Origin of the sequence: Alkalibacterium sp. MB6, from assembly GCF_009935905.1 — a bacterium.
GTDB lineage: Bacteria > Bacillota > Bacilli > Lactobacillales > Carnobacteriaceae_A > Alkalibacterium.
In genome coordinates, this window is the sequence record NZ_PREX01000062.1 from 1 (window position 1) to 1381 (window position 1381).

Here is a 1381-nt window from a genome sequence, read left to right on the forward strand (position 1 = left end):
TCACTAGTGTTGCATTAAAAATTTAACTGTTTCATGATATAAAAAAGTCCTTTATAATGGGGTTGGATGACTTATCCAAGACCAAAACAAAGGACTACAACATGGATAAGTATAAAACAAAAATGACCATAAATAAATGGTTTTCCTACATTTCTTTAGAAACATTAAGTGAATCGTCTCGACAGACTATCAGTCAGTTTAATCGCTATTCAAAAAAGTTAACATTTAAGAAAGTTCTGAAACTCTTTCTCTATGCGATTAATGATGAAACCGATAGCCTACGGCATTTGGATCAACAGTTGGTCAACCCAAAATTAAAAAAAGTGATTGATATTGAGTCCATTAGCTATTCTCAATTATCCCGTGCCCTGCGAAAGATCGACCCCTCTGTATTGATGGATATTTTTACGCAATTACTGTCGTTGGTTCATGAAAAAACAGCGGTGCAATCAAAAGAACGCGTGTTTTTAATTGATTCATCCACTTTTTCACTGAATAAAACACGGTATCCCTGGGGCACGTTTCGCCCGACTAAGTCGGGAATCAAACTGCACTTAAAGGTCTGTCATATGAAAGAAGGATGGGTACACCCTGAACAATTCGAACTGTCCCATGCATCTGAACACGACCATGATCACTTGAACGTCTTTATCAATGAGAAACGGGCGACCTATGTTTTTGATCGCGGGTATCTGGATTTCGCTCAGTTTGATCAAATGACCTGGGAGGGCTACTTTTTCGTTTCCCGCATTAAAAAAAATACAGCCGTTCATGTTCAAGCGCACTTGGAAGTGTCTCATGAATCAGGGATTATTAGTGATCAATTGGTTCAGCTGGGAAAATCGACTTACCTGACAGGTTTGTTTCGCTTAGTAACGATTGAACGTAAGCATCAATCAAATCTACGTATCTTGACGAACCGAATGGATCTTTCAGCAGAGGACATCGGAAAGATGTATCAATCAAGATGGCAGATCGAGTTGTTTTTTAAGCACATCAAACAACATTTGACCATTAAAACGTACTATTCACAGTCTGAACAAGGCGTGGAGAATCAAGTGATTCTTGCGATGATTGTCTACTTACTGACGTTACTGATGAAACTGGAATTACGCTTGAAATCAAGCCTCTTCACTATTTTGAGACAAATCAGAGCGTTACAGTATGAACCGTTTGCGTATTTCAAAGAATCGTTCGCCCTTGGTTAAGTGAAAGAGAATACAAATGGACTAATCCACAACTGAATAACCCTAAAAATTTCTGGAAAAAGTCATCCCTTGCGCCAGCACTTGACTTTTTTGGAAATTTTAACGAAAACTACTTGTGATGAAAGTAACAATGTATGAAAATCATTTATTCTAAGTTTTATGCAACACTAGTG

The 1381-nt window shown here is 37.8% G+C and carries 1 protein-coding gene; it reads left to right on the forward strand.

Annotation, left to right across the window (positions count from 1 at the left end; translation table 11 throughout):
- Positions 1-101 precede the first annotated feature (101 nt).
- Positions 102-1208: an IS4 family transposase gene (locus tag C3945_RS11660; protein ID WP_161879819.1), complete on the forward strand. Its 1107-nt coding sequence runs from the start codon at positions 102-104 to the stop codon at positions 1206-1208.
- Positions 1209-1381 lie beyond the last annotated feature (173 nt).

What these genes read in the sequence shown, in the direction of transcription:
- C3945_RS11660 (WP_161879819.1), top strand. Translation starts at nt 102, where the DNA reads ATGGATAAGTATAAAACAAAAATGACCATAAATAAATGGTTTTCCTAC.